28 protein-coding genes and 1 tRNA gene are annotated in these 24,219 nt (G+C 30.6%); 11 read left to right on the top strand and 18 right to left on the bottom strand.

Translation table 11 applies throughout. The features are described from left to right. Position 1 precedes the first annotated feature (1 nt). Positions 2-415 (bottom strand): hypothetical protein, encoded by a 414-nt coding sequence (locus ACVC3Y_RS00965; protein WP_303424775.1) that lies wholly within the window; start codon positions 413-415, stop codon positions 2-4. Continuing rightward, complete coding sequence (locus ACVC3Y_RS00960) at positions 396-986, bottom strand: RNA polymerase sigma factor (protein WP_452225844.1); 591 nt, start codon at positions 984-986, stop codon at positions 396-398. Before ACVC3Y_RS00960 ends, ACVC3Y_RS00965 begins: the two co-directional genes overlap by 20 nt. 138 nt (positions 987-1,124) lie before the next feature. On the opposite strand from ACVC3Y_RS00960, the gene ACVC3Y_RS00955 reads away from it, so the two are divergent. The 3 genes from ACVC3Y_RS00955 (at position 1,125) to ACVC3Y_RS00945 (ending at position 4,433) form a co-directional block, all read left to right on the top strand. Further along, positions 1,125-1,472 (top strand): DUF6249 domain-containing protein, encoded by a 348-nt coding sequence (locus ACVC3Y_RS00955; RefSeq protein WP_303424772.1) that lies wholly within the window; start codon positions 1,125-1,127, stop codon positions 1,470-1,472. A gap of 103 nt (positions 1,473-1,575) precedes the next feature. Next, positions 1,576-3,366, top strand: coding sequence for a DUF885 domain-containing protein (locus ACVC3Y_RS00950; protein WP_452225843.1), 1,791 nt, complete (start codon positions 1,576-1,578; stop codon positions 3,364-3,366). A gap of 83 nt (positions 3,367-3,449) precedes the next feature. Next, positions 3,450-4,433 (top strand): hypothetical protein, encoded by a 984-nt coding sequence (locus ACVC3Y_RS00945; RefSeq protein WP_452225842.1) that lies wholly within the window; start codon positions 3,450-3,452, stop codon positions 4,431-4,433. A 1-nt stretch (position 4,434) separates the two neighbouring features. Here the strand turns inward: ACVC3Y_RS00945 and ACVC3Y_RS00940 are convergent, their stop codons facing one another. Continuing rightward, positions 4,435-5,100: a M15 family metallopeptidase gene (locus tag ACVC3Y_RS00940; RefSeq protein ID WP_452225841.1), complete on the bottom strand. Its 666-nt coding sequence runs from the start codon at positions 5,098-5,100 to the stop codon at positions 4,435-4,437. Positions 5,101-5,138: 38 nt separating this feature from the next. Between ACVC3Y_RS00940 and ACVC3Y_RS00935 the strand changes: the two genes are divergently transcribed. The 4 genes from ACVC3Y_RS00935 (at position 5,139) to ACVC3Y_RS00920 (ending at position 9,374) form a co-directional block, all read left to right on the top strand. After that, the gene (locus ACVC3Y_RS00935; RefSeq protein WP_452225840.1) at positions 5,139-5,735 is read left to right on the top strand and encodes an alpha-ketoglutarate-dependent dioxygenase AlkB family protein; all 597 of its coding nucleotides are present in this window, start codon (positions 5,139-5,141) and stop codon (positions 5,733-5,735) included. 380 nt (positions 5,736-6,115) lie between these two features. Then, positions 6,116-7,039 (top strand): alpha/beta hydrolase family protein, encoded by a 924-nt coding sequence (locus tag ACVC3Y_RS00930; RefSeq protein WP_303424758.1) that lies wholly within the window; start codon positions 6,116-6,118, stop codon positions 7,037-7,039. A gap of 208 nt (positions 7,040-7,247) precedes the next feature. Continuing rightward, positions 7,248-8,558, top strand: a complete 1,311-nt coding sequence (locus tag ACVC3Y_RS00925) for a DUF819 family protein (protein ID WP_452225839.1) — start codon at positions 7,248-7,250, stop codon at positions 8,556-8,558. Between the two features lie 120 nt (positions 8,559-8,678). After that, positions 8,679-9,374 (top strand): DUF4369 domain-containing protein, encoded by a 696-nt coding sequence (locus ACVC3Y_RS00920; RefSeq protein WP_303424754.1) that lies wholly within the window; start codon positions 8,679-8,681, stop codon positions 9,372-9,374. 219 nt (positions 9,375-9,593) lie between these two features. Here the strand turns inward: ACVC3Y_RS00920 and ACVC3Y_RS00915 are convergent. The 13 genes from ACVC3Y_RS00915 to ACVC3Y_RS00855 all read right to left on the bottom strand — a co-directional run bounded on the left by ACVC3Y_RS00915 (position 9,594) and on the right by ACVC3Y_RS00855 (position 18,442). After that, positions 9,594-9,667, bottom strand: a tRNA-Thr gene (locus tag ACVC3Y_RS00915). A gap of 59 nt (positions 9,668-9,726) precedes the next feature. Then, entirely contained in the window at positions 9,727-9,996 is a 270-nt protein-coding gene (locus ACVC3Y_RS00910; RefSeq protein WP_303424751.1) for a hypothetical protein, read from the bottom strand. Between the two features lie 27 nt (positions 9,997-10,023). Continuing rightward, the gene (locus ACVC3Y_RS00905) at positions 10,024-10,989 is read right to left on the bottom strand and encodes a type I phosphomannose isomerase catalytic subunit (RefSeq protein WP_303424749.1); all 966 of its coding nucleotides are present in this window, start codon (positions 10,987-10,989) and stop codon (positions 10,024-10,026) included. Between the two features lie 9 nt (positions 10,990-10,998). Continuing rightward, on the bottom strand, positions 10,999-11,409 hold the full coding sequence (locus ACVC3Y_RS00900; protein ID WP_303424746.1) for a 6-pyruvoyl trahydropterin synthase family protein: 411 nt from the start codon (positions 11,407-11,409) through the stop codon (positions 10,999-11,001). After that, a complete protein-coding gene (gene idi / locus ACVC3Y_RS00895) occupies positions 11,406-11,933 on the bottom strand; it encodes an isopentenyl-diphosphate Delta-isomerase (RefSeq protein ID WP_303424744.1) in 528 nt (175 codons plus the stop codon). The genes ACVC3Y_RS00900 and idi overlap by 4 nt, the downstream gene beginning before the upstream one ends. Before the next feature lie 59 nt (positions 11,934-11,992). Further along, on the bottom strand, positions 11,993-12,268 hold the full coding sequence (locus ACVC3Y_RS00890; RefSeq protein ID WP_452225838.1) for an ATP-dependent Clp protease adaptor ClpS: 276 nt from the start codon (positions 12,266-12,268) through the stop codon (positions 11,993-11,995). A gap of 53 nt (positions 12,269-12,321) precedes the next feature. Then, positions 12,322-13,158: a 50S ribosomal protein L11 methyltransferase gene (prmA, locus tag ACVC3Y_RS00885; protein WP_452225837.1), complete on the bottom strand. Its 837-nt coding sequence runs from the start codon at positions 13,156-13,158 to the stop codon at positions 12,322-12,324. Positions 13,159-13,215: 57 nt separating this feature from the next. Continuing rightward, complete coding sequence (locus tag ACVC3Y_RS00880) at positions 13,216-14,016, bottom strand: class I SAM-dependent methyltransferase (RefSeq protein WP_303424736.1); 801 nt, start codon at positions 14,014-14,016, stop codon at positions 13,216-13,218. Beyond that, a complete protein-coding gene (tpiA, locus tag ACVC3Y_RS00875) occupies positions 14,017-14,766 on the bottom strand; it encodes a triose-phosphate isomerase (protein ID WP_303424734.1) in 750 nt (249 codons plus the stop codon). 33 nt (positions 14,767-14,799) lie between these two features. Next, entirely contained in the window at positions 14,800-15,291 is a 492-nt protein-coding gene (locus ACVC3Y_RS00870; protein WP_303424732.1) for a TlpA disulfide reductase family protein, read from the bottom strand. Positions 15,292-15,338: 47 nt separating this feature from the next. Next, positions 15,339-16,415 (bottom strand): ABC transporter permease, encoded by a 1,077-nt coding sequence (locus tag ACVC3Y_RS00865; protein WP_303424730.1) that lies wholly within the window; start codon positions 16,413-16,415, stop codon positions 15,339-15,341. 79 nt (positions 16,416-16,494) lie between these two features. After that, a complete protein-coding gene (locus ACVC3Y_RS00860) occupies positions 16,495-17,814 on the bottom strand; it encodes a BT_3928 family protein (RefSeq protein ID WP_452225836.1) in 1,320 nt (439 codons plus the stop codon). Positions 17,815-17,905: 91 nt separating this feature from the next. Beyond that, the gene (locus ACVC3Y_RS00855) at positions 17,906-18,442 is read right to left on the bottom strand and encodes a DUF1599 domain-containing protein (protein WP_303424725.1); all 537 of its coding nucleotides are present in this window, start codon (positions 18,440-18,442) and stop codon (positions 17,906-17,908) included. 106 nt (positions 18,443-18,548) lie between these two features. On the opposite strand from ACVC3Y_RS00855, the gene folP reads away from it, so the two are divergent. From folP to ACVC3Y_RS00835, 4 genes are read left to right on the top strand one after another with little or no spacing between them, the layout of a single operon-like run. Beyond that, the gene (folP, locus tag ACVC3Y_RS00850) at positions 18,549-19,373 is read left to right on the top strand and encodes a dihydropteroate synthase (RefSeq protein WP_452225835.1); all 825 of its coding nucleotides are present in this window, start codon (positions 18,549-18,551) and stop codon (positions 19,371-19,373) included. Further along, a complete protein-coding gene (locus tag ACVC3Y_RS00845) occupies positions 19,373-20,068 on the top strand; it encodes a hypothetical protein (protein WP_452225834.1) in 696 nt (231 codons plus the stop codon). Before folP ends, ACVC3Y_RS00845 begins: the two co-directional genes overlap by 1 nt. Before the next feature lie 35 nt (positions 20,069-20,103). After that, positions 20,104-20,889, top strand: coding sequence for a diadenylate cyclase (locus tag ACVC3Y_RS00840; protein ID WP_303424718.1), 786 nt, complete (start codon positions 20,104-20,106; stop codon positions 20,887-20,889). Between the two features lie 4 nt (positions 20,890-20,893). Beyond that, positions 20,894-21,688, top strand: coding sequence for a DUF3667 domain-containing protein (locus ACVC3Y_RS00835; protein WP_452225833.1), 795 nt, complete (start codon positions 20,894-20,896; stop codon positions 21,686-21,688). Here ACVC3Y_RS00835 and ACVC3Y_RS00830 read toward each other — a convergent pair. After that, the gene (locus ACVC3Y_RS00830; protein WP_303424714.1) at positions 21,685-23,454 is read right to left on the bottom strand and encodes an ABC transporter ATP-binding protein; all 1,770 of its coding nucleotides are present in this window, start codon (positions 23,452-23,454) and stop codon (positions 21,685-21,687) included. The two genes, ACVC3Y_RS00835 and ACVC3Y_RS00830, sit on opposite strands and share 4 nt — an antisense overlap. Next, positions 23,444-24,193, bottom strand: a complete 750-nt coding sequence (truA, locus tag ACVC3Y_RS00825) for a tRNA pseudouridine(38-40) synthase TruA (protein WP_303424712.1) — start codon at positions 24,191-24,193, stop codon at positions 23,444-23,446. The genes ACVC3Y_RS00830 and truA overlap by 11 nt, the downstream gene beginning before the upstream one ends. Between the last annotated feature and the right edge of the window lie 26 nt (positions 24,194-24,219).

Genomic DNA, 24,219 nt, shown 5'->3' with positions numbered 1-24,219 from the left:
TTTACACACTTAATCGCTTATCGAAATAATGCTTTAATAAAGGAACTTGAATACAAATCATTAATCCTAAAGATAAAATGGCATACAAAACGGTTTTAGGCAAACTAAATTTAAAAAGAGACTGTGTAAATGCATTATTTGTAAGTTTTCTAAAATCTAAAGCACTAAGCAAACTAGTTTCGGTTGAACTGGTATTGAAAAACAAATAGCTTGTTACTACGAGTAACAAGAACCCAAAAAGAAACCACATATGTTTAGGTATTAATGGTTTATATACAGTAATTTTCTCCTTTTGCAAAGCTTCCACTTGCTCCATTATTGTATTGGTAAAATCTAATGAAGGAGATACTGTAGACATCTCATGCATCATCTTATCTGCTAATTCCTCTATGTTTTTATTTTCTTGCTCTTTCATAACCTTCAATAATTTCTGGTTCTAATTTATTCTGCAAAATAGTAGTCAATTTTTTTCTACTTCTAAATAGTTTCACTTTCACATTATTTGCCTTAACACCAATAACTTTGGCAATCTCTTCCAAAGATAATTCTTCAAAATAATATAAGGTGAGTAACGCACAATCATTTGCTGGCAACATTTGTAAACAATCATGAATCGCTTGTTTTCTTTCTGTGGCTTCTAAATTACTTAAAGCATTGTCTAAAGTTTTAACTTCTTGTTCTGTAAATTCATTTATCGCAACCGTATTTTGCTTCCACTTATTGCTTTTTATTCTATCTAAACAGGTATTATAGGTAATTCTATAAATCCATGTCGAAAATTTGGAATCGCCTTTAAAATGTTGCAATTTTTTAAACACTTTAATAAAAGTGTCTTGCGAAACTTCTTCTGCTTCTTCCCTGTTCTTAACCATTTGCATAGCTAAAGTAAATACCAAGTCTTTATAACGATCTACCAACACAGCAAATGCTTTGGTTTCTCCTTCTAGGATTCTCTGGATAATTATCTGGTCTTGGTTAGTAGTCATTTGCACCTTGGACGACAAAACAGAAGACGTGGTTACATCTATAAAAGAAAAATATTTTGAAAAAGTTGTAACCATCATTTAAAAGTTGTCGTCTTAAGCATAAGAACACATAAAATTAATCAATTTAAACAAACAATTATGGGATCAGAATTAATTATTTTACCAGTAATCTTTGGTGCAATTTTTGGAGTATTTTACTTATACTTCTCTACAAGAAATAAAGAACGCTTAGCACTTATTGAAAAAGGTGCAGACGCCAGCATTTTTACAAAAGGCAAGGGACAAACTGCTCCAATATGGAAGGTGCTCATTTTAAATTTAGCCTTATTATTAATGGGAATTGGCTTAGGTACTTTTATTGCTTCTTTATTAGACACTTACTCCTCATTGGATGAAGATGCTATTTATCCTGCAACTATTTTCTTTATGGCTGGTGTTGGCTTATTTATAGGATTTAATCTGACTAAAAATTTAGATAAAGAATAACAAACACAAACAAAACATCTTAAAAAACTGCTAGCCAATCACTAGCGGTTTTTTTTATTTAAAAATGTATCTTTAGCTTTCAGAAAACATAACTTCTATAATTATGAAAAATATTTTAGCAATCCTTTGCTTGTGTGTTACCATGACAGCATGTAAAAAGGATTCGGAAACAACAAAAACTACAAAAACCGTTACCACTGTAAATACAGACTTTAAAAACATGTTGGACACCTATTATCAAGATGGTTTAAAGTTAAATCCTTTGGCTGCAACTTATGCAGGAGATAATAGATACAATGATAAAATGCCAAACATGCTTAATCCTGCATACAAAGAAAAAGTTTTAGCATATTATAACAACTACAAGAATATTCTAAACACCTACAAAGACCAAGATTTAAATGCTAGTGAGAAACTAAGCAAAGCCACGCTAAATTGGGATATAGATATTAACCTTGCCAATTTAAAATTCAAAAAAGACCTCATGCCAATCGATCAAATGTGGTCTTTAAATTTAAGTTTTGGGCAATTGGCTAGTGGTTCTAGCGCACAACCTTTTGAAACGGTTCAAGATTATAACCATTGGCTAAAACGTGTAGATGGTTATTTAGAGTGGCTCGCTTCCGCGGAAAGTAATATGAAAGAAGGAATGAAAACGGGTTTTGTTTTACCTAAATCGTTAATAATAAAAATCATTCCGCAAATGGCTGCAATGGCGGAAGAAGATGTGGAAAGCCACTTATTTTATCAACCAATTAAAAATCTTCCAGAAGGTTTTTCGGAAGAAGACAAGAAAAAAATAATAGCAGCATACACTACCATGGTAAAAGATAAAGTAATTCCTGCGTACCAAAAAATGCATGCTTTTGTGAGTACTTCGTATTTAGAAGCAGGAAGAGAATCTAGCGGAATTTCGGCAATACCTAAAGGAAAAGAATACTACAACCATCAAATAAAAACATACACAACCACCAATATGACTGCAGATGAAATTCATGAACTTGGTCTAAAGGAAGTCGCTAGAATTTTATCGGAAATGGAAAAAGTAAAAACCCAAGTTGGTTATGAAGGAGACATTATATCTTTCTTTGATTTTGTTAGAAATAATAAAGAATTGATGCCGTTTACAGATCCACAACAAGTATTAGATAACTTTAATGTCATTCATGAAACCATGAAACCAAAATTGGAAGAATTGTTTGATGTAAAACCAAAAACAGCATTTGAAGTAAGACGTACTGAAGCATTTAGAGAAGCATCTGGAAGTGCAGAGTATAATCCAGGTTCTTTAGATGGTACACGACCAGGCATTTTTTACACACCAATTCCAGACGTTACCAAATACAATACATTTAGTGACGAAGCGTTATTTTTACACGAAGCAATTCCGGGACACCATTATCAAATATCACTGCAACAAGAAGACCAAGATTTACCAGAATTTAGAAAAACACTTTGGTATAGTGCGTATGGTGAAGGTTGGGCTTTATACAGCGAGTCACTTGGTAAAGAGTTAGGTTTATATACTGACCCATACCAATATTTTGGAATGTTAGGTATGGAAATGCACAGAGCAATTCGTTTGGTAGTAGACACAGGAATACATGTAAAAGGTTGGACTCGTGAGCAAGCTATTCAATACTCTCTAGATAATGAAGCCGAAAGTGAAGCAAGCATTACTTCAGAAATTGAACGTTATATGGCAAACCCAGGGCAAGCTTTATCGTATAAAATTGGACAACTAAAAATAAGAGAACTACGTGCTAAAGGCGAAAAAGAATTAGGCGCAAAGTTTGATATAAAACAGTTTCATAACCAAGTATTAGAAACTGGTTGTGTACCATTGGCTTTATTAGAAACTAAAATTGATAATTGGATTGCTACAAATAAATAAGTTCTCGATACTTTTCTCCTTGCGTCGAAACACAAAGATTTGTGAAGTATAAACAAATTGTAACGAGAAGTGAAACAAACAATATGACAAAAAACTTAATACTTTTAACTCTTTTACTAAGTGGTTTTATTACTTATAGTCAAACAACTATTCTAGATAAAGAAAATAAAAACCCAGTATCTTATGCTACGGTTTCTTTTGGCAACGGAAATGGAATTTTTGCCGACGATGAAGGTACATTCACTTTTACAAAAAAACTTTATGCAGATATTGACACGCTTTTTATTTCTGCTTTAGGTTATAAAAACACCAAAATAGCAACAGCAAATCTTACAGATACTATTGCGCTTGATGCTTTTCAAGATGCATTAGACGAAGTACTTTTACGTTATGCACCAAAAGGAAAATCGAAAGTAGAAACCTTAAAACCAACCGTTCATGATGATTATTATAAATGTTGGCTGCCTACTATAGAGAGTGAAATTGCTGTGTATTTTGAAAATGATAATCCTGCGAAACCAAAAAAAGTAAACACTTTACTTTTACCAATAAAAGTAGAGGCAAAAGACTGGAGTAAACGAAAAACAAAAACATCCAACAAGCTTCCTTTTTCAACTTTATTTCGCGTGCAGTTTTATGAAAACAACAACGGAATTCCTGGTGATGTTTTAACCTACGACAAAATAATTTTTAGAGTAACCGAAGCTAGCGAAAGTACTTTTAAAGTAGATGTTACTAGCAATAATATTTTTATTCCAAAAGAAGGTATGTATGTTTCTTTACAAGTATTAGGCTATACCGATAAAGTAGGAAAATTATTACCAAACAAAAAATACAGAGAAGTAAAAACAGCTCGTGGTATTGTAAAAATATCTACAACATTTAGACCACTTTTACCTTTTACAGACCAAGTAAAAACGCCAAAAACTTACGTAAAACGCATCTTTTTAAATAACAATCAATGGGTTTTATTTGATAAAAAAAACATTCAAGATTCCAACTTACTAAAAGCGGGGTTAAATAATTATGCTATTGGTTTAGGTTTACAGGTATTTAAAGAAGAATAAATTATTCTACAGGAAAATTAAAATACTGATTTCTATAAGGCTCACCTCGTAACGTAAAATGCCACCACTCTTTTGGGTAATGTCTAAAACCATGTGTACTCATTAAATCATGTAATAGTTTTCTATTGTATTTTTGTTCAATAGTAAGGTCTTCATGCAAATACCAAGAAGCTTTTCCAAAGAAATCAAACGGAGTTCCCATATCTAACTCTTTTCCTGTTTTTAAATCGATAATAGTTAAATCTATAGTGCTTCCGCTACTATGCCTTGATTTGGAAGCGATATAACCATCTCTAAACAAATTACGTTTATCTACATTGGGATAATACTGTTGCTTCTTTAAAGTATCCTTAATATTTTTAGCCCATTTTGAAAAATGATTCACTGCCTCTTGTGGCCTATATGCATCAAATACTTTTAAAGAAAGACTATCTTTTCTTAAATCTTCTTGTACTTTTTTTAAAGCAAAAGCTGCCTGTTTAGTAAGAATACAAACATCAGCGTGATAACCATCGACTGGTTTTCCAACAAAATTATTATTTAAACAATAACGAAGTTCTAATTGTATATCTGGAATTACCTCATCTACATAAACAAAACCTTCTGGTAATTGTGCAAACACAGATAATTGAAATAGTAAAAATAAAAAGGCAACTTTAATTTTCATTTTAGAATCTTTAAATGCTAATTTAGTTAAAAAAAAACATGTTATTTAATGATCCTGTAAATTTACAAATAGAAGATGGTGAAGTTATCTATTATCCTGAATGCTTTTCATTAAAAGAAGCAAATCGCTTTTTTAATATCTTATTACAAACTATCGAATGGCAACAAGATAACATCACTCTTTTTGGCAAAACATATTTACAACCTAGACTTACAGCATTATATGCTAATAATAACAAACCGTACTCCTACTCTAATATTACCATGCAACCCAAGGTTTTCACAAAAGAACTTTTAGAAATTAAACAACATATAGATAAGATTTGCAAAACTAATTTTACAACTTGTTTAGCCAATTTATATCGAGATGGTAAAGACAGTAATGGTTGGCACGCAGATAATGAAAAAGAATTAGGTAAAAACCCAATAATAGCTTCGGTGAGTTTTGGAGAAGAACGCATGTTTTATTTAAAACATAAAACAAACAAAGCTTTAAAAAAGAAACTGATTTTAAAACCTGGCAGCTTATTATTAATGAAAGGAGCAACACAAGAAAACTGGTTACATCAAGTACCTAAAACAAAGAAAGAAATAGGCAAAAGAATTAATCTAACATTTAGAATTATTTCAAATTAAAGCATAAAAAAAACAGAGGTCCCTCAACCTCTGTTCTTGTAATTTGCATATTATATTATGGTATGATTTAGGGTCTCTAGTATCAACAACATAATGCAAATATTAATTAATTAATCCATTGAACTAAAAGTGTGTCTTTAGTACACTTCAAATATAAAACTTATTTGAAATATCAACGTTTAAAAGTATATATTTTCGATGAAATACACTTTTTTTTAACATTTAATGTCGAAATTAACTAAAATATCGATGAAATGCATATTTATAAAACATGAAATAATATAATTTTTTATCTTCTTGTAGATTAATTTCATCTAATTTTACGTTATAAATAATATATAGCGTTTTCTTTTTGCTAAAAATCATTTAAATTATAGGTTATGAAAATAAACTTTTTGATTCTTACTCTATTACTAAGTCTTGTAACTGTTGCTCAAAACAATCTTTTTAATGCTGAAGAAATTGCAGTTAATGAATTAATTGATGGCACACTTCTAACGCCTAACAATTCAAATAAACATGTATTAGCTATTATTATTGCAGGTTCTGGACCAACAAATAGAGATGGAAATCAGAATTTTTTAAAGAATAACTCCTTAAAAAAACTTGCCGAAGGTATATCCAATCAAGGAATCGCAACCTTTAGATATGATAAAAGAATAGTAAAACAAATACGAAAAGGTAAAGTCGATAAGAATATAATGTTCGATGATTATGTTACAGACGCAATTTCTGTAATAGATTATTTTAAAGAAAAGAAAACTTTTTCAAAAATATATATTATTGGTCATAGTCAAGGCAGTCTAATAGGTATGCTTGCAGCAAAAGATAAAGTAGATGGTTATATTTCTTTAGCTGGAGCAGGACAATCTATTGATGCTGTTATACAAGAACAAATAGAAAAAAATATGGCAACCTATACCGAAGATTCTAAAAGGGTATTTGCCATTTTAAAAGAAAATAAAACAACAACAGACTATCCTCCTGCATTAGCTTCGGTTTTCGATATTAGTTTACAGCCTTTTATGAGTAATTGGATACAATATAATCCTACCGAAAAAATTAAAGAATTAAACATACCTATTCTTATCATTAATGGCACAAAAGATTTACAAGTAACAACTGCTGAAGCAACCCTTCTAAAAGAAGCAAATCTAAAAGCCGAAATTAAGATTATAGAAAACATGAATCACATTCTATTTACTATAGCAGGGGATGCTTTAGAGAACTCGAAATCGTATAACGAATCTTTTAGAAAAATAAATCCTGAGGTTATTGAAAGTATTGTTAGTTTTATAAAATAACACTTCACCAAATTGCAATAAAAAAGAAAAGCATTCCAAAGAATGCTTTTCCTAACTAACCAACCAAAAATTAGTTACTACACTTTTATTAAAAGTAACCACACTTTAAAAAGCTTCTTGTAGTAACTGTAAAGTATATTTCAAATCTCGTGCCAAACTTTCAAAATTCCCTTTTTATTTGGTATTTTGCGTTTATAAACTAACAAACATGGAAAACACACCACTTATTACTAACGATGCAATAGTCTTTGGCGTTTTAATGCTTGCACTAGGCTTTGTATTCTATACAGAGAATATTAAAACAGGGTTTTGGTCTAAATTTTATAAAATCGTTCCTGGGCTATTCATGGCATATATGCTTCCTGCTGTATTAACTTCTATAGGTCTTATTTCTCCAGAATGGGAAACCGTTGATAAAGCAGGAGAAATAGTAAGTCATAAGTCCAGTATATATCATGTATCTAGTCGTTACTTACTTCCGGCAGCATTAGTATTAATGACATTAAGCATAGACTTAAAAGCTGTTTTTAACTTAGGTTGGAAAGCACTTATTATGTTTTTTACAGGAACTATAGGTATTATAATTGGAGGACCAATTGCAATATTATTAATATCCATGGTGTCACCAGAAACGGTTGGTGGTATTGGCCCAGATGCCGTATGGAGAGGCTTATCTACTCTAGCAGGAAGCTGGATTGGTGGTGGAGCAAATCAAACTGCAATGCTAGAAATTTATGAATACAACCAAAAACTCTATGGAGGAATGGTATTTGTAGATATTGTAGTTGCTAATATATGGATGGCAATTATACTTATTGGCATTGGTAAACGTGACCGAATTAATAAATGGTTAAAAGCAGATACTTCCTCTATTGAAGCACTTAAAGAAAAAGTTTCTTCTTATTCCGAAAGTGTAAAAAGAAACCCAAGTTTAACCGATTACATGTTAATTCTAGCTATAGCATTTGGAGCTGTTAGTTTTGCGCATTTATGCTCTGGATTTTTAGCACCATTTTTCGATAATTTAATTTCAGGAATAGAATCACAAAGAACCAGAAACATGCTTACCTTTTTAGGTTCCTCTTTTTTCTGGATGATTAGTATTGCAACCCTTATTGCAATACTTTTATCCTATACCAAAGCAAAAGATTATGAAGGAGCTGGAGCTAGTAAAATAGGTAGCATATTTATTTATGTCTTAGTAGCTTCTATTGGTATGAAAATGGATTTAACTATGATTTTTGACAACTTAGGACTAATAGCAATTGGTATAGTCTGGATGACCATTCACGCCATACTCTTAATTGTAGTTGCAAAACTTATTAAAGCACCTTATTTCTTTTTAGCTGTTGGTAGTCAAGCAAATGTTGGTGGAGCAGCTTCTGCACCAATAGTAGCATCAGCATTTCACCCATCTCTTGCAACTGTAGGTGTACTTCTAGCTGTATTTGGTTACGCAGTAGGAACAATTGCTGCAATTGGCTGTACTATTTTAATGCGAATGGCTGCTGCAGGATAGAACTATATTTTATGGTTAAATAGGTATTAATAATTATTTATAGCATATTTGCGATTCTTAAAAATAACACTAAATATATTTTCGTTTTCACGGAAATAACTCTGAAATAATTCAGCATAAATGAAAAAAACAATATTTGTACTAGCATTAGCAATTCTTTGTTCTTGCGGTAAAGAGAAAGATTTAACTGTAAAATTGAATATAAAAGGTTTAAAAAAAGGAACCGTATATCTTAAAAAAGCACAAGACACTACTATTATAACTGTAGATTCTTTAGTCATTCAAGGAGAATCTCCAATTATTTTTAACAGCGAATTAGAAACTCCTGAAATGTATTTCTTACAGTTAGATAAAAACACTAGCGAAGATGAAACCATTTCCTTTTTTGCAGATAAAGGAATTACAGAAATAAATACTACCGTTAAAAATTTTGGTATAGATGCAAAAATTAAAGGATCTAAACAGCAAAAAGCTTTAGAAGAATACCTGTTAGTAATGTCTCGTTTTAATAATAAAAACTTAGATTTAATAAAAGAAGAGTTTGAAGCAAAAGTTGCCAATGATACGGCAAAAATTTTAGCAAACACAAAAGCATATAACAGTTTATTAAAAAGTAAATATTTGTATACTGTAAACTTTGCTATAACGAATAAAGACAATGAAATTGCTCCTTATTTAGCTTTAACTGAAATTGCTGACGCACAAACAAAATGGTTAGATACCATAAACAAGGTTTTAACACCTAAAGTTAAAGCTTCTAAATATGGAAAAGAACTTGATGCTTTTCTTATAGAAAGAAAAAAGGAGAACGATTAAACACTCTAAAAACAAAAAAATCCCAAACAGAAATGTTTGGGATTTTTTTTTAGTACTAACTAGTATACTCTTGTAAGTAAGGTTTAAAAAAAGCGCTCTAATAAAAAGATTTTTTTTAAGAGTTATTAGAGCTGCTCCAGCAACTACATTCAAGAGAAACTTTTATGTGTAGAGTATAATGTATAAAAAAACCTCTCAAAAAAATGAGAGGCTTTTAAGAGCCGATGGAGGGACTCGAACCCACGACCTGCTGATTACAAATCAGCTGCTCTAGCCAGCTGAGCTACATCGGCAAAAAACGAATGCAAATATAATCTTGTAAACGATATTTGCAAATGTTTTTTCTAGAAATTTACCCTAGTTTATTAATTTTTTCAATTAAAGCAAGCCCCTTAGATTCTAACTCTTGGTTAATTGCCTTAAAATGAGCCTTTTTGTTTTCAACGTTTCTATCGTTAACTTTTGCAATTAATTCATCAAATGTTGCAATAGCTTCATCAATAATTTTCTCGCTTCCTTTTGCATCTTTTTCTGGGTTTGCATATTCCCAAACGTAAACTGCTTCAATAATGTCTCCTAATACATAGTTTATGTCTTTTTTTAGGATTCTTTTATTTGCCATAATATTTTTATTTAATTTGCTGCAAAATTAAACATAAACTTCTAATAGTTTCCCTTTTTTAGAAGAAATTTGATATGTTTTAATTGCCGCTGGAAGTAATAGGGTTTCTCCTTTTTTAATTATTTCGCTTGCATGTGCTGTTTCTATTTCTACTTCACCACTTACACACATATAAATAATAAAAGAGTCTACTTTATTTTCCTTTTTAATTGTCGCTGTTATTTCTAAGTAATTGGTTGTAAAATAAGGGCAATCCACCATTTCATTCTCTTGATTTTCAATTTTAGAATAGTTCACCCTAAAATTGTCTTTCAATTGAAAATTAATTGCATCTATTGCTAAATCATTATGTAACTCTCTTTGGTTACCTTCTGCATCTTCTCTATCCCAATCGTAAACCCGATAGGTAATATCACTTGTTTGTTGTATTTCGGCAAGCATTACTCCTGCTCCAATGGCATGTATTCTACCAACTTCTACAAAATAGGAATCCCCTTCTTTAATTTTTTCAAAATTTAAAATATCTAGAATTGTTTCATCTTCTAGGTGCTTTATATATTTTTCTGGAGTCGTCTCTTGATTAAAGCCTACAATTAAATTCGCATCTTCATCAGCTTGTAAAACGTACCACATCTCTGATTTACCAAAGGAGTTATGTCGTGCAGCTGCTAGTGTATCATTTGGATGTAATTGTACAGATAAATTTTCTTTTGCATCAATAAACTTGATTAACAAAGGAAATTTAGCTCCAAATTTTATATAGTTTTTGTTTCCTAATAGGTCTCCTTTGTAAACTTCTAAAAGCTCTTTTATTGTTTTTCCTTTTAAAACACCATTGGCAACTACAGAAGTCACTTCTTCTAAATCGCTAATTTCCCAACTTTCTCCTATATTAGATAAGTTGGTCACTTTATTTAAAAGGTTTTTAAGTTTTTGTCCTCCCCAAATTTTTTCTTTTAAAATGGGTTTAAACTTTATTGGGTATGTTAGCATATTCAACATTTAAATTCCGGAGTAACTAACAAAATTTCTAGGTGTTTCATAAAGTGTTACCTCTAATGTTAAGTGTGCTGCTAATTGCTTTTTTATTTTATTATAGATTACAACTACAATATTTTCTGCAGTTGGGTTTAAGTCTTTAAATTCTGGCACTTCTACATTTAGGTTTTTATGATCGAAAGCATCTTCTATTTCGGTTTTAATAATATCTTTTAAAACTTTAATATCTATTACATATCCAGTTTCCGGATCTATCTCTCCTGTCACACTTGCTATTAACTCATAATTATGACCATGAAAGTTTGGGTTGCTACATTTATCAAATATTTCGGTATTTTTCTGGTCGCTCCAATCTTTTCTATACAATCGGTGTGCTGCATTAAAATGTGCTTTTCTACTAACAGTTACTTTCATTTTTTTGTAATATTTATGTGTTGGTAGAATTTATCGAATATTATTTTAAACCAGGCAGTATATAACTCTGGTCTATTTTTTATGTCTTGTTTTACAGATTCTAAAGGCATCCATTTCCAGTCTGCAACTTCTTCTTTGTTTATAAAAGGCTTTTGGTTGTATTTACCTATTAACACATGATCGTATTCATGTTCTGTTAAACCATTATCGAAAGGAGCCTTGTAAATAAATGAAATAGATTCTTCGAGTTCGGTAACAAAACCCATTTCTTCTTGCAATCTTCTTTTTCCTGCTTCAATATTGGTTTCTCCTTCGCGTTGGTGACTGCAGCAAGTATTGGTCCAAAGTCCTGGCGAATGGTATTTACCCAAAGCGCGTTGTTGTAACATAAGTGCATTGTCATCGTTAAATACAAAAACAGAAAAAGCACGATGTAAAACTGCTTTTTCGTGCGCTTCTAGTTTTGGCATTAAACCAATCTGCTCGTTATTTTCGTTTACAAGAATTACTTGTTCCTCTATCATATTGCAAAAATACGAGTATTAATTTGAATGTTCTAATTTGAAATTTATTTATGAAATATTTAAACAATCTCTGCGCTTAAACCAGCATCTAACAGCATAGTACAACGAGGTTCTAATTCATCGTAAATCCCTGTTTTAACAGTGCATTGTCCTTTATAATGAACAAGAATAGAACATTGTTCTGCTTGCTCTGGAGTATGATCGCATGCATAAATAAGGGTATCTATTACGTGATCGAAAGTATTAACATCATCATTATACAGCACTATTTCATTAAGATTCTGTGCTTTGGTTTCAACTTGAAACTGCTCTTGTATTTTTTCTTTTGTACTCATTTCCCTTTTGTCTTTCATACATTTCCCTAAAGGAAAAAGTATTATTTACTTTACTAATTTATGAATTTTAGCGAAACCCACTTATTTTTTTCTAATTTTTCGTCTAATTTTAACATATGTTTGTTGCATTCTTCTTCTATAATTGGAATGTCGTTATTATAAAATCCACTTAAAAAAAGGACTCCGTTTTTGTTTAAACAAGACACGTAGGTTTCCATATCGTTTAAAAGAATGTTTCTATTTATGTTGGCGATTATAATATCGTAGGTTTTTCCTTTTAACAGACTTGCATCTCCTTCGAAAACGGATATTTTGTTACAATTATTACGTGCTACATTTTCTACACTATTTAAATAACACCAATTATCGATATCTATTGCATCTAGTTGGAGTGCTCCTTTTTTTTCGGCAAGAATTGCTAATACACCTGTACCACATCCCATGTCTAGAACTGTTTTTCCTTCAAAATTATTTTGAAGAATGTGTTGTAACATCATGTGTGTAGTTTCATGATGTCCTGTACCAAAGCTCATTTTAGGCTCTATTACAATATCGAATTCTGTGTTTGGTTTTTCGTGAAAAGGTGCACGAACAGAACAAAGGTTATCTACAACTATTGGGTTAAAATTCTTTTCCCATTCTGCATTCCAGTTGGTTTGCTCTATTTCATCAAAAGTATAACTAATGGTAAACTCTTCAGAGTTTAATATTTGAATATCTTGTAAAATGTCTGGATACCATTCTTCTTTTTGAATGTATGCAGTAACGCCATCTAGAGTTTCTACAAAACTTTCAAAACCTGCATAACCTAATTCTGCAATTAAAATTTCGGTTCCTGGTTGTAATGGTGCTACTTTAAAGTAATAGCCTAGATATATTGTATTTGACATTTGATGCTGTATTAAGTTGCAAATTTAAGCGGAATAACTAACTATAATTTAATAAAACTAAAGTTTTTTAATTACCCATGTATCTTGAGAAATACCCCAATCTTCTTTTTCACCTAGAATATGCTCTAAAATTTCAAATTTACTTTTAAACATTTTACGCATTAAAATTGGAGGATGATAGGCTGCAAAAGTACGGTGTCCTTCTAAAGTATTGGCTTGAATTACAAGTTGATTCGCTTCAAACTTTAATTGATCCTTTTGTATTAGCTTTTCTTTAAATGCTTCACCATGCGTAGTAATTATTAAAACGGCATTTTTATTTGAAATTCTATATAATTCATCAATCCATTTTGTATGATTTTCTTCAGATAAGTGTGTAAAAATGGATAAACCATAAATAGCATCAAAAGTATTTTCTTTAAAACCTGTTGGTGGATTAATTAGATTTTTTTGAAATTGTACATTTTCAATATTTCGTTTATTCCAGGCAATACTCTTTTCATTATAATCGGTTCCATAAAATTGTGCCTCTGGTAATAAGTCAGGAAAATGCCTTAAAATACGAGCAGGTCCACACCCCCAATCTAAAATTTTTTTCCCTTTTAAATCTATATGTTTTTCAAATATGTTTTTTAATTTTTGAGCATCGGCTATTCCATTTTTTATATACTCTCTATAGTTTAAAAGGTGAGATTCATACAACAAATAATCTGGAGGTAATTTTATGGAAGGGTTGTCTTTGAGAAATGAATTATTTTCCTTTTTATTACGGATTTTCATTATTTGATATCGAAAATTATCCGATACTCTAATAACACCTATATTTCTTAAAAGTCTTTTTAGGGATGCTTTTTCCATTTAAAACGCATTTACAATCGCGTAAAAATCGGCAGCTTTTAGCGCAGCTCCTCCAATTAAACCACCATCTACATCTGGTTTAGAAAAAATTTCTTTGGCATTAGCAGGTTTTACACTTCCTCCATAAAGAATAGAAACGGAATTTGCAGTTGCTTCACCATATTTAGCGCTTAAAGTTTCACGAATAAATGCGTGCATTTCTTGCGCTTGCTCTGGGCTTGCTGTTTCACCTGTACCTATGGCCCAAACAGGTTCGTAGGCTAAAACAATGTTATTAAATGCTTCGGCTTCTAAGTGAAATAAAGCATTTTTAATTTGAGAGGCAACAATGTTTTCTTGGTTATCTGCTTTTCTATCGGTTAATTCTTCCCCAAAACAAAAAATTACTCGCATGCTATTCGCTAATGCGGCATCTACTTTTTTTGCTAGTAAGTCATCTGTTTCATTAAAATAGGCACGACGTTCGGAATGTCCTAAAATTACAGTTTGCACACCTACACTTTTTAACATAGCAGCACTCACTTCTCCTGTGTATGCACCACTTTCGGCAAAGTGCATATCTTGAGCAATCACTTCAATATCTGTTTGTCTTAATGCTTCAAATGAAAGCCAAAGGTTTGTAAATGTTGGTGCAACCATTACTTCTGCATTAGAAGTTTGCTTTTGCTTTTTAAGTTTTGTGATTAATGCTTCTGTTTGTGAAAGATCATTATTCATCTTCCAGTTCCCTGCTACTATATTTTTTCTCATGCTGTGTGTAATTTAAATGTATAACAAAAGTAACTAATTTAATGCTTTTAACAAGTTAGTATTGTCAGCTTTTATAGCTTTAAATAGTTTTATGCTTCCATCGGCATCAATTATTAGATAACGTGGTATCCAGTCTAAATTAATAGACTTACTAAAAACACTCTTCATTCCTTTTGGCATATAATAATGCTCTCCTTTAACTTGGTATTTATCGATCCCTTTTTTCCAGCTTTTTAAGGATTTATCTGCCGATAAAAATAAAAAGACTACTTCTGGATTAGAATCTTGTAAAGCTTTTACTTTTGGCATTCCTTTAATACAATCGCCACACCAAGATGCCCAAACATCAACTACAATGGTTTTTCCTTTATGTTTTTTTAAAATATTTTTGAAGGTAATATTTTCGTTTTCATAAGAAATAAAAGTGTCATTTAATGCTTCTTCGGTAAATTGAGTAGGTGTTTCTTGTGCTTTACAGCTAAGAAATGTAATACTGACAAGTAATATTAATAGGTGTTTTTTCATGTTTATATTAAATAGAGATCTTAAGTGCTTTCGATCTAGTATTTTTTTTATTTTAAAGTCACTTTAGGATCTAACCAAGTGTAGATTATGTCGACAAAAATATTAATCATTACAAAAAGTGTAGCTATAATTAATACAGATCCCATTATTACTGGCAAGTCTAAAGTATTTAATGCATTTACTATTTCTTTTCCTAAACCATTCCACCCAAAGATATATTCTACAAATACTGCTCCAGCAAGCATAGATGCAAACCAACCTGAAATGGCTGTTACTACAGGATTTAATGCGTTTTTAATAGCATGATTTTTAATAATTTGAAACTCACTTAACCCTTTTGCTCGTGCTGTACGAATGTAATCTTGATTAAATACTTCTAATAAAGAATTTCGCATTAACTGAATAATTACAGCCAATGGACGAATACCCAAAACGATGGCTGGAAGAATTAGGTTTTTAAGTTTTAGATTCAAATTTTCACCATAATCATCTAATTCATATAAGCTCCCTGTCATTTCTAAATTGGTGTATTTATGCAATACATAACCAAATAGCCATGCAAATAATATGGCTGAAAAAAATGAAGGGACCGACATACCAATGGTGCTAAAAATTTGGATGGTTTTATCTAAAAAAGTGTCTTTCTTTAATGCCGAAATTATCCCTAGAAACACACCAAGAAACATTGCTATTACAATTGCAGAAACAGCTAACACAAATGTATTTGGTAAAGTCTCTGCTAATACTTTACTTACTTTTTTACCTTGTTTAGTAAAAGACTCTCTTAAATAAGGAAACTTTAAGACTGTTGTGGTGTTACTAATAGAGAACAAACTGGTTGCTGTATACTTATTTTCGCTTAAAAAGGTATAATCTGCTTCGTTTTTAGAATGAAATGAAATTGGCGACAAGTCATTTATATAGTATAAATACTGAGTACTTATCGCTTTGTCGAAACCATATTTTTGTTTAACTAAAGCTAATTGTTCACTATCTTCATTTTGACCAAGCATCATTTGAGCAGGATCGCCTGGAAGGATATTAAATAAAAAAAATATAACTGTCACTACACCAAATAAGGTGAGTAATGCATAAAGTATTTTATTTAGTAAGTAGCTTATCAATAAGTAGAGTTGTTATTTGTTTTGTTTATTTTTTGATACATTTTGCTCATGCTCCAAAAATTCTCGAAATGACATTTGCTTATTTTTTTAATACAATCTCAACAATTGACTCATAAGACGTTTTATTTGCAAGATTAATAGAGTCTAATGCATCTCCTTCTGATCTTTCTTTTACCACATTAACAGCTTCAATTGCATCTGGCTGTATAGCATCTGCTTCTGCTTTGGTTTTTATTTCACCATCAATTAAATATAAAACAGAAGAAGATACTTCTTTTTTAGCTTCTGGTTTTCTTTCTACAGTTGGCAACTCTAAATCTTCAATATCATTCCAATGTAGTTTTTGTGTTACTGTACCTTTTTTAAGTTTTACAACCCCTGGATTAGAACGAACTACAGTTTTTAGTGCTTTTTCGTCACATAAATACCATTTAAAATCTAATGAATATTTTGCGTTTATATTTTGTTTTTCTCCTTCTCCAGAAGCGGTTAAACCTATAACCGTATAACCATTTTTAATAGCTTTATCTGTTGCAGATTTTAAAGCTAGTAAGCCTTCCGTTTCCGCTGTATCTAAATTATAAGAAATTATAATAATTAAATTTTCTTCATTTAAAAATTGTTCGGTTAAATCTTCATCTGCAGATTCAATAGAAAAATCTTTAATAGGAGGATCGTAACCTTCATCTATAATTTTTGTTTCTACTCCAACATATTCGCCATCTACAGTTGGGTAACTACCATTGGTAACAAACTCTTGTTCTTTTCCGTTTACATTAAATGTCCAAGTGTATTCTTGTACTGCTTTAGGCGCATCTTCTGGCACTGTCATTCCTTCTTGAATATTTGCACCAACTTTATATGCTCTAAAATCCCAAGTTGGTAAATGCATTAACACATGATAACCAAACCAAAGACTTCCTAAAAAGCCCAAAAGAGCTAATAATGTTGTTGGAAATTTACCAAATATTGGTTTTATGTATCTTAATCCTATTAATAAAATAACGATTAAAAATAGAAGAATAAGGTCTTTAATAAAGCTTTCTATTGGTTTCATTGGAAGAAAATCACCAAAGCAGCCACAGTCTTTTACTTTATCGAAATACCAAGCATAAAAAGTTAAGAATGTAAAAAACACAATCATTGCAAAAAGACTCCAAACAGTAAACTTAGGTTTATAACCAATAAGTAAAAAGACTCCTAAAACAACTTCTAGCACTACAACAAAGACAGATATTGCTAATGCATAGGGTTCAAAAAACGGAAGATTTAAAACGTCTGCACTAAAATATTCTTGTAGTTTATAAGAAAACCCTAATGGGTCGTTTAGCTTTATTAGTCCTGAAAAAATGAATAACCCTCCTACTAGGATTCTACAAAGATGTGTGATGTATTTCATAAAATTTTTGTCATTCCTGCTAAAGCAGGAAACTTTTTGATTGAAACTAATTTATTTTAATCGATTCCTGCCTTCGCAGGAATGAAAGTTACTATTCCTTCAAATGAATCATAGCAAAAATGGCATAATTAATCATGTCTTGATAATTCGCATCTATACCTTCACTAACAATAGTTTTTCCTGCATTGTCTTCAATTTGCTTTACACGAAGTAATTTTTGTAAAATTAAATCGGTTAAACTACTAACACGCATATCTCGCCAAGCTTCGCCATAATCATGGTTTTTATCTTCCATCAACTTTTTGGTAATGGCTACTTTTTCATCATACAGAATGGTTGCTTCTTCTGTAGACATATCTGGTTGTTCTACCACTCCTTTTTCTAGCTGAATTAGTGCCATAATGCTATAATTAATAATTCCAATAAACTCACTAGTTTCTCCTTCATCAACTTTTCTAACATCGTTTTGTTGTAAGCTTCTAATGCGTTGTGCTTTTATAAAAATTTGGTCTGTAAGTGATGGTAAACGTAGTATTCGCCATGCACTTCCGTAATCAGACATTTTATTAATAAATAAGCTTCTGCACATATTTATTACAGCGTCATATTGTTTTGAAGTATCTTGCATCTAATAAAATCTATTTTGCGTAAATTTCGCATAAATAATTTTAAAGTTCAAAGTTTAGCGTTTAAAGTTTTGTATACTTTAACAAACAACCATTTACTAAGTACCAATGACAATTAATTGCAAAGGCAAACTTATCGATTTATCCATACCAAAGGTTATGGGTATTTTAAATCTTACACCAGATTCTTTTTATGATGGCGGAAAATATAAAAAGGAAAGCGAAATACTATCGCAAGTAAATTCTATGTTAAATAACGAAGCTACTTTTATAGATATTGGTGCATATAGTTCAAGACCAAAAGCAGCACATATTAGTGAAGCTGAAGAATTAAAACGATTGCTTCCAATTATAGAATTACTAATTAAAGAATTTCCTGAAATAATAATTTCAATAGATACTTTTAGATCGGAAGTTGCCAAACAATCTATTGAAGCTGGAGCGTCTTTAATTAATGATATTTCAGCGGGAAAATTAGACAAAAACATGCTGCAAACCATTTCGCATTTAAATGTACCATACATAATGATGCATATGAAAGGAACACCACAAAACATGCAAGAGCATACCAGTTATAAAAATCTATGGAAAGAAATTATTTTTTATTTTTCGGAAAGAATTGCGGAAACTAAAAAATTAGGGATTAAAGATGTTATTGTAGATCCTGGTTTTGGGTTTGCTAAAAATGTTTCTCAAAATTTTGAAGTATTAAAGCATCTAGAACTTTTAAAAACATTAGATTTACCAATACTTGCAGGTGTTTCAAGAAAATCTATGATCTATAAAACATTAGAAAACACAGCGCAAGAAGCATTAAACGGAACCACCGTTTTAAACACTATTGCTTTACAAAAAGGAGCTAATATATTACGTGTACATGATGTAAAAGAAGCTACCGAAACAATTAAATTAACAGCACAGCTTAACCAATAATGAAACATTTTTTTTACGCACTCCTATTCCTATTTATTACTTCTTGTGGTAATGAAAAAACAATGCAGCTAGCAGAAATAAACAATTCAGATATTCAAGAAGTACTTGATGTTTCTCCTGCCTATATTTTTTATGACGAAACGAAAACTGATAGTGTAGAACTGAATAGAAAAAATTTAATTAGCACTACCAATTGGTTAATTAATGTCGATAAAAGATTAACGCTAGATCAAGCAATTCCAAAAATCATATTTTTACAGGATAAAAAAAAGAATTCAAATCATAAAAAAGAAGGTGTGAAAAATTACTTTACATGTAATGATACAAGCATTAAAAATCTAGGTTTTTTAGATTTTACTACTAGTAATTACCATACCTATGCAGATGAAAAGGAATTTAAGGTATACAATACTATTTTTGTTTTAAATGTTAAGGTAAATAGTATGGAGGAGATTTTAATTAATTCTTTTTTACCAGAAACCGTAAACACAAAAAACACGATAATTAAAGGTATTCTTTCAGATATAGAAACAATAAAAAGATCTAATGGTATAGATCTAGATGCTAGTGAATTTACTGTGAATTTACATTTTAATAGAAATCTAAGTTTTCAAGAATACATTAACATTAAATCCTTATTTCGAGTTTTTAGAACAGAAGGACCAACGGTTTCTAACAATGAATTTATTTATTAATCTTATTTTACTAAATTTACAAAAACACCTAACCTTTGGAAATATTTGATGACCTTTTAAAATTTACTATTGTAGACATTATTGATGTCATCTTAGTAGCTCTTCTACTCTACTACGTATATAAATTAGTAAAGGGTACTGTTGCTATTAATATCTTTATTGGTATTGTAATTATTTATATTATCTGGAAAATTACTCAAGCACTACAAATGCAACTTTTAAGTAATATTCTTGGAGGTTTTATTAGTGTAGGTATGTTTGCGCTTATTGTTGTATTTCAGCAAGAGATTAGAAAATTTTTATTAATGATAGGATCTACCAATTTTGGAAGCCGAAAAAAATTCTTTAAACAACTTAAATTTTTACAAACCGAAACTAGTGATGGAACAGATGTAGACGTTATTATAGCTGCATGTACAAAAATGGGGGCCTCTAAAACAGGAGCGTTAATAGTTTTAGAACACAACAATAGTCTAGATTTTTTAAAAGCTACTGGAGATGTTATGAATATTGAAGTGACACAACCGATTATAGAAAGTATCTTTTTTAAAAATAGCCCACTACATGATGGCGCTATTATTATTGAAAATAATGTAGTAAAAGCAACACGAGTAATATTACCTGTAAATAACGAAAAAACCTTACCACAGCGTTTTGGTTTACGCCATAGAGCAGCAGTTGGTATTACTGAAAAAACAGACGCTTTAGCTTTAGCTGTAAGTGAGGAAACAGGACAAATATCTTATTTTAAAAACGGACAATTTGTAATGTTTAAAGACACCGAAGAACTTACCGAAATGATTAAGAAAGATTTAGCTTAATAAAATGACATGCAAAAACTGTTATACTGCTTTAAAAGAAATCGATGACTATTGTAATAGTTGTGGAGCAAAAGTTATTAGAAACAGATTAACTATTCGAAATCTTTTCGAGCACTTTAGTGAAACTTTTTTTAATTATGACAATAAACTTTTAAGAACTTTTATCTCATTATTTACAAAACCCGAAGATGTAATTGGTGGATATATTAATGGGGTTAGAAAAAAATATGTAAATGTCATTAGCTATTTTGCGCTAGCACTAACCTTGCTTGGTCTGCAAATGTTTATTCTCAATAAATTTTTTCCTAACTATTTTGATTTCTCTTCTTTAGCAACCAATGGCGTAGAAGATATTCAAAAGCAGAACATGGATTTTATTATTGAGTATCAATCTTTTGTTATGATGCTATACATTCCCTTATATGCAATAATATCTAAATTGGTTTTTTACAATCTGAAGAAATTTAACTACACCGAACACATCGTAATATTCATGTATGTTCTTGCTCAAACATCTATAATAGGAAGTGTTGTTACCGTATTATCTGCTACGTTTGGCTTATCTATTTTTATTCTTACCTATGGATTTATTTTACCCTTTCAAATACTATATTCAGCATATTGTTTAAAAAAAATATTTAAACTAAGAGTAAAAGAAATTATTGCAAGAACCCTACTTTTTTTAATAATCTTAATTGTTTTATTCGTACTTATAATTATTATTGTTATTGTATTTATGATCTTCTCTGGAGGATTTGAAGAAATGAAAGCTGCTCAAAAAGCAGTTTCATTAAGCTAAACCTCTTCCGCTTGCATAAACTGTACTTCGTATAAATTCTTATAGTAACCTTCTTTCTTTTTAAGAAGTTCTTGATGGGTTCCTTCTTCTACAATTTGCCCAGCATCCATAACAATAATTTTGTCGGCTTTTTTTATAGTTGCGAGCCTGTGTGCAATTACAATAGAGGTTCTTCCCTTGGTTATTTTATCGGTTGCATTTTGTATTAATTGTTCGGAATACGAATCTACAGAAGAAGTAGCTTCATCTAAAACCAAAATACTAGGATTAGTTACATAGGCTCTTAAAAATGAAATTAACTGACGTTGCCCAGAAGACAGCATAGCTCCTCTTTCTTTTACATTATAGCTATAACCACCAGGCAAGCTCATAATAAATTCATGAATACCTATCTCCTTTGCTGCACGTTGTACTTGCGCTTCAGTTATTTCTGGATTATTTAAAGTTATATTATTTAAAACAGTATCTGCAAACAAAAACACATCCTGTAATACCACAGCAATTTTAGATCGTAATGAAGCTAATGTAAGCGTTTTAATATTAAAACTATCTATAGCTATTGTTCCTTTATTTATTTCGTAAAAACGATTTAATAAATTAATAATAGTAGATTTTCCAGCACCAGTTGCTCCAACAATAGCAACTGTTTCTCCTGCATTTACTGTAAAAGAAATTCCTTTTAGCACTTCTTCATCTTCCAAATAACTAAAATGCACATCTTTAAATGCTATATCACCTTTAAAGTTAGCAGCTACTTGTGTTCCTGTATCATCAATTTGCGATGTAGTATCTAAAACTTTAAACACTCTATTTGCAGCAACCATTCCCATTTGCAGTGTGTTAAATTTATCTGCAATTTGACGTAATGGTCTAAAAAGCATAGGAATAAACATAATAAAAGCAAATAAATCTCCTTGTGAAACCGTACTATCCACAACTGCATTTAAACCACCATACCAAACAACAAGTCCAATAGTTATAGATGATGAAAGATCTGCGATAGGAAAGAAAATAGAGTTATACCAAACCGTTTTTAACCATCCTTTTTTATGTCTTTCATTTATTGCTTTAAAATTTTTATACTCTGTTTCTTCTCTTGTAAAAAGTTGTAAAATTTTCATTCCTGTAACGCGTTCTTGCACAAAGGAATTTAGATTTGAAATTTCTGTTCGTACCTCTTCTAAAGCACGCTTCATATATTTTTGAAAAACTCTAGTAGCATATAATACTAAAGGTAACATTGCAAACACAATAAGACTTAGTTTCCAATTCATAAAAATCATAACAGACGAAACTACTACCATCGTTAACACATCTCTAAAAATCATGAATAAACCTTCGCCAAAGATATCTGCTATACGCTCCATATCTGTAACCGCACGAGTAATTAAAACACCTACCGAAGAATTATCATAATATTTCATTTTAAACTGAAGCATATGATTAAATAGTTTTACACGAATATCTTTTACCACATTTTGTCCGAGCCAACCTGCATAATAAATAAAAAATAATTGAAAAACGGTTTGTACAATCAACAAACTAATCATGATTATTATTAAAAACAAAAAACCTTCCGCATGCTGTTTAATTATATTATTATCAACCACATACTGTGTTAAATAAGGGATTGCAGCACTAAAAATCGCTAGTAAAATAACAGCAAAAAAGACACACACAAAAACTTTCCTATATGGTTTTATGTAATAAGAAAGACGTTTTAAAAGTCCTACATCTAATATTTTATCTTGTTTTTTATTTATCATATTTTATAGACTCTGGGTAAGCGACTTCTGTTAAGTAAAGTGCATGCCCTGGAACAGAATAACCAGCTTCACTCCTGTTTTTAGATTTAATTATACTATGCAAACTTTCCACTTCTATTTTACCTAATCCAACATTTATTAAAGTACCAACAATTGCTCTAACCATATTGCGTAAAAACCGATCTGCTTTTATAGTAAATCGTAATTCCTGATTTACTAATTTCCATTCTGCAAACATAATATTACAATTATACGTGTTTACATCTGTATTACTTTTAGAAAAGCACTGAAAATCTGTGTATTGTAATAAAATTTGAGATGCTTCCTGCATTTTATCCATATCTAATTTAGGTCGCACATAATATGCTGTATCAAAATTAAATACATCTTTTTGTAATGAAATTCGATACAAATAGGCCCTACTTTGGGCATGAAACCTAGCATGCGCATCATCTTTTACTTTAAAAACAGTAAAAACAGCAATATCTTTTGGCAACAAGGCATTTAGCTTATACACCAAATCTTTTTCTAAAAAAGGTGTTTCTGTAGTAAAATGCGCAAACATTTGAGAAGCATGAACTCCAGCATCTGTACGACCTGCTCCAACAATTGCTGTGTTTTCTTTTAATAAAATAGATAACGATTTTTCTATAACCTCTTGTACCGTTATAGCATTTGGTTGATTTTGCCAACCATGATATGCAGAACCATTATAAGAAAGTTGTAAAAAATATTTCAAGCTAAAGTAGTATTTTTGTAAAAAGG

It is taken from the genome of Lacinutrix cladophorae, from assembly GCF_053604645.1.
This window is presented reverse-complemented; position numbering and strand designations above follow the sequence as displayed.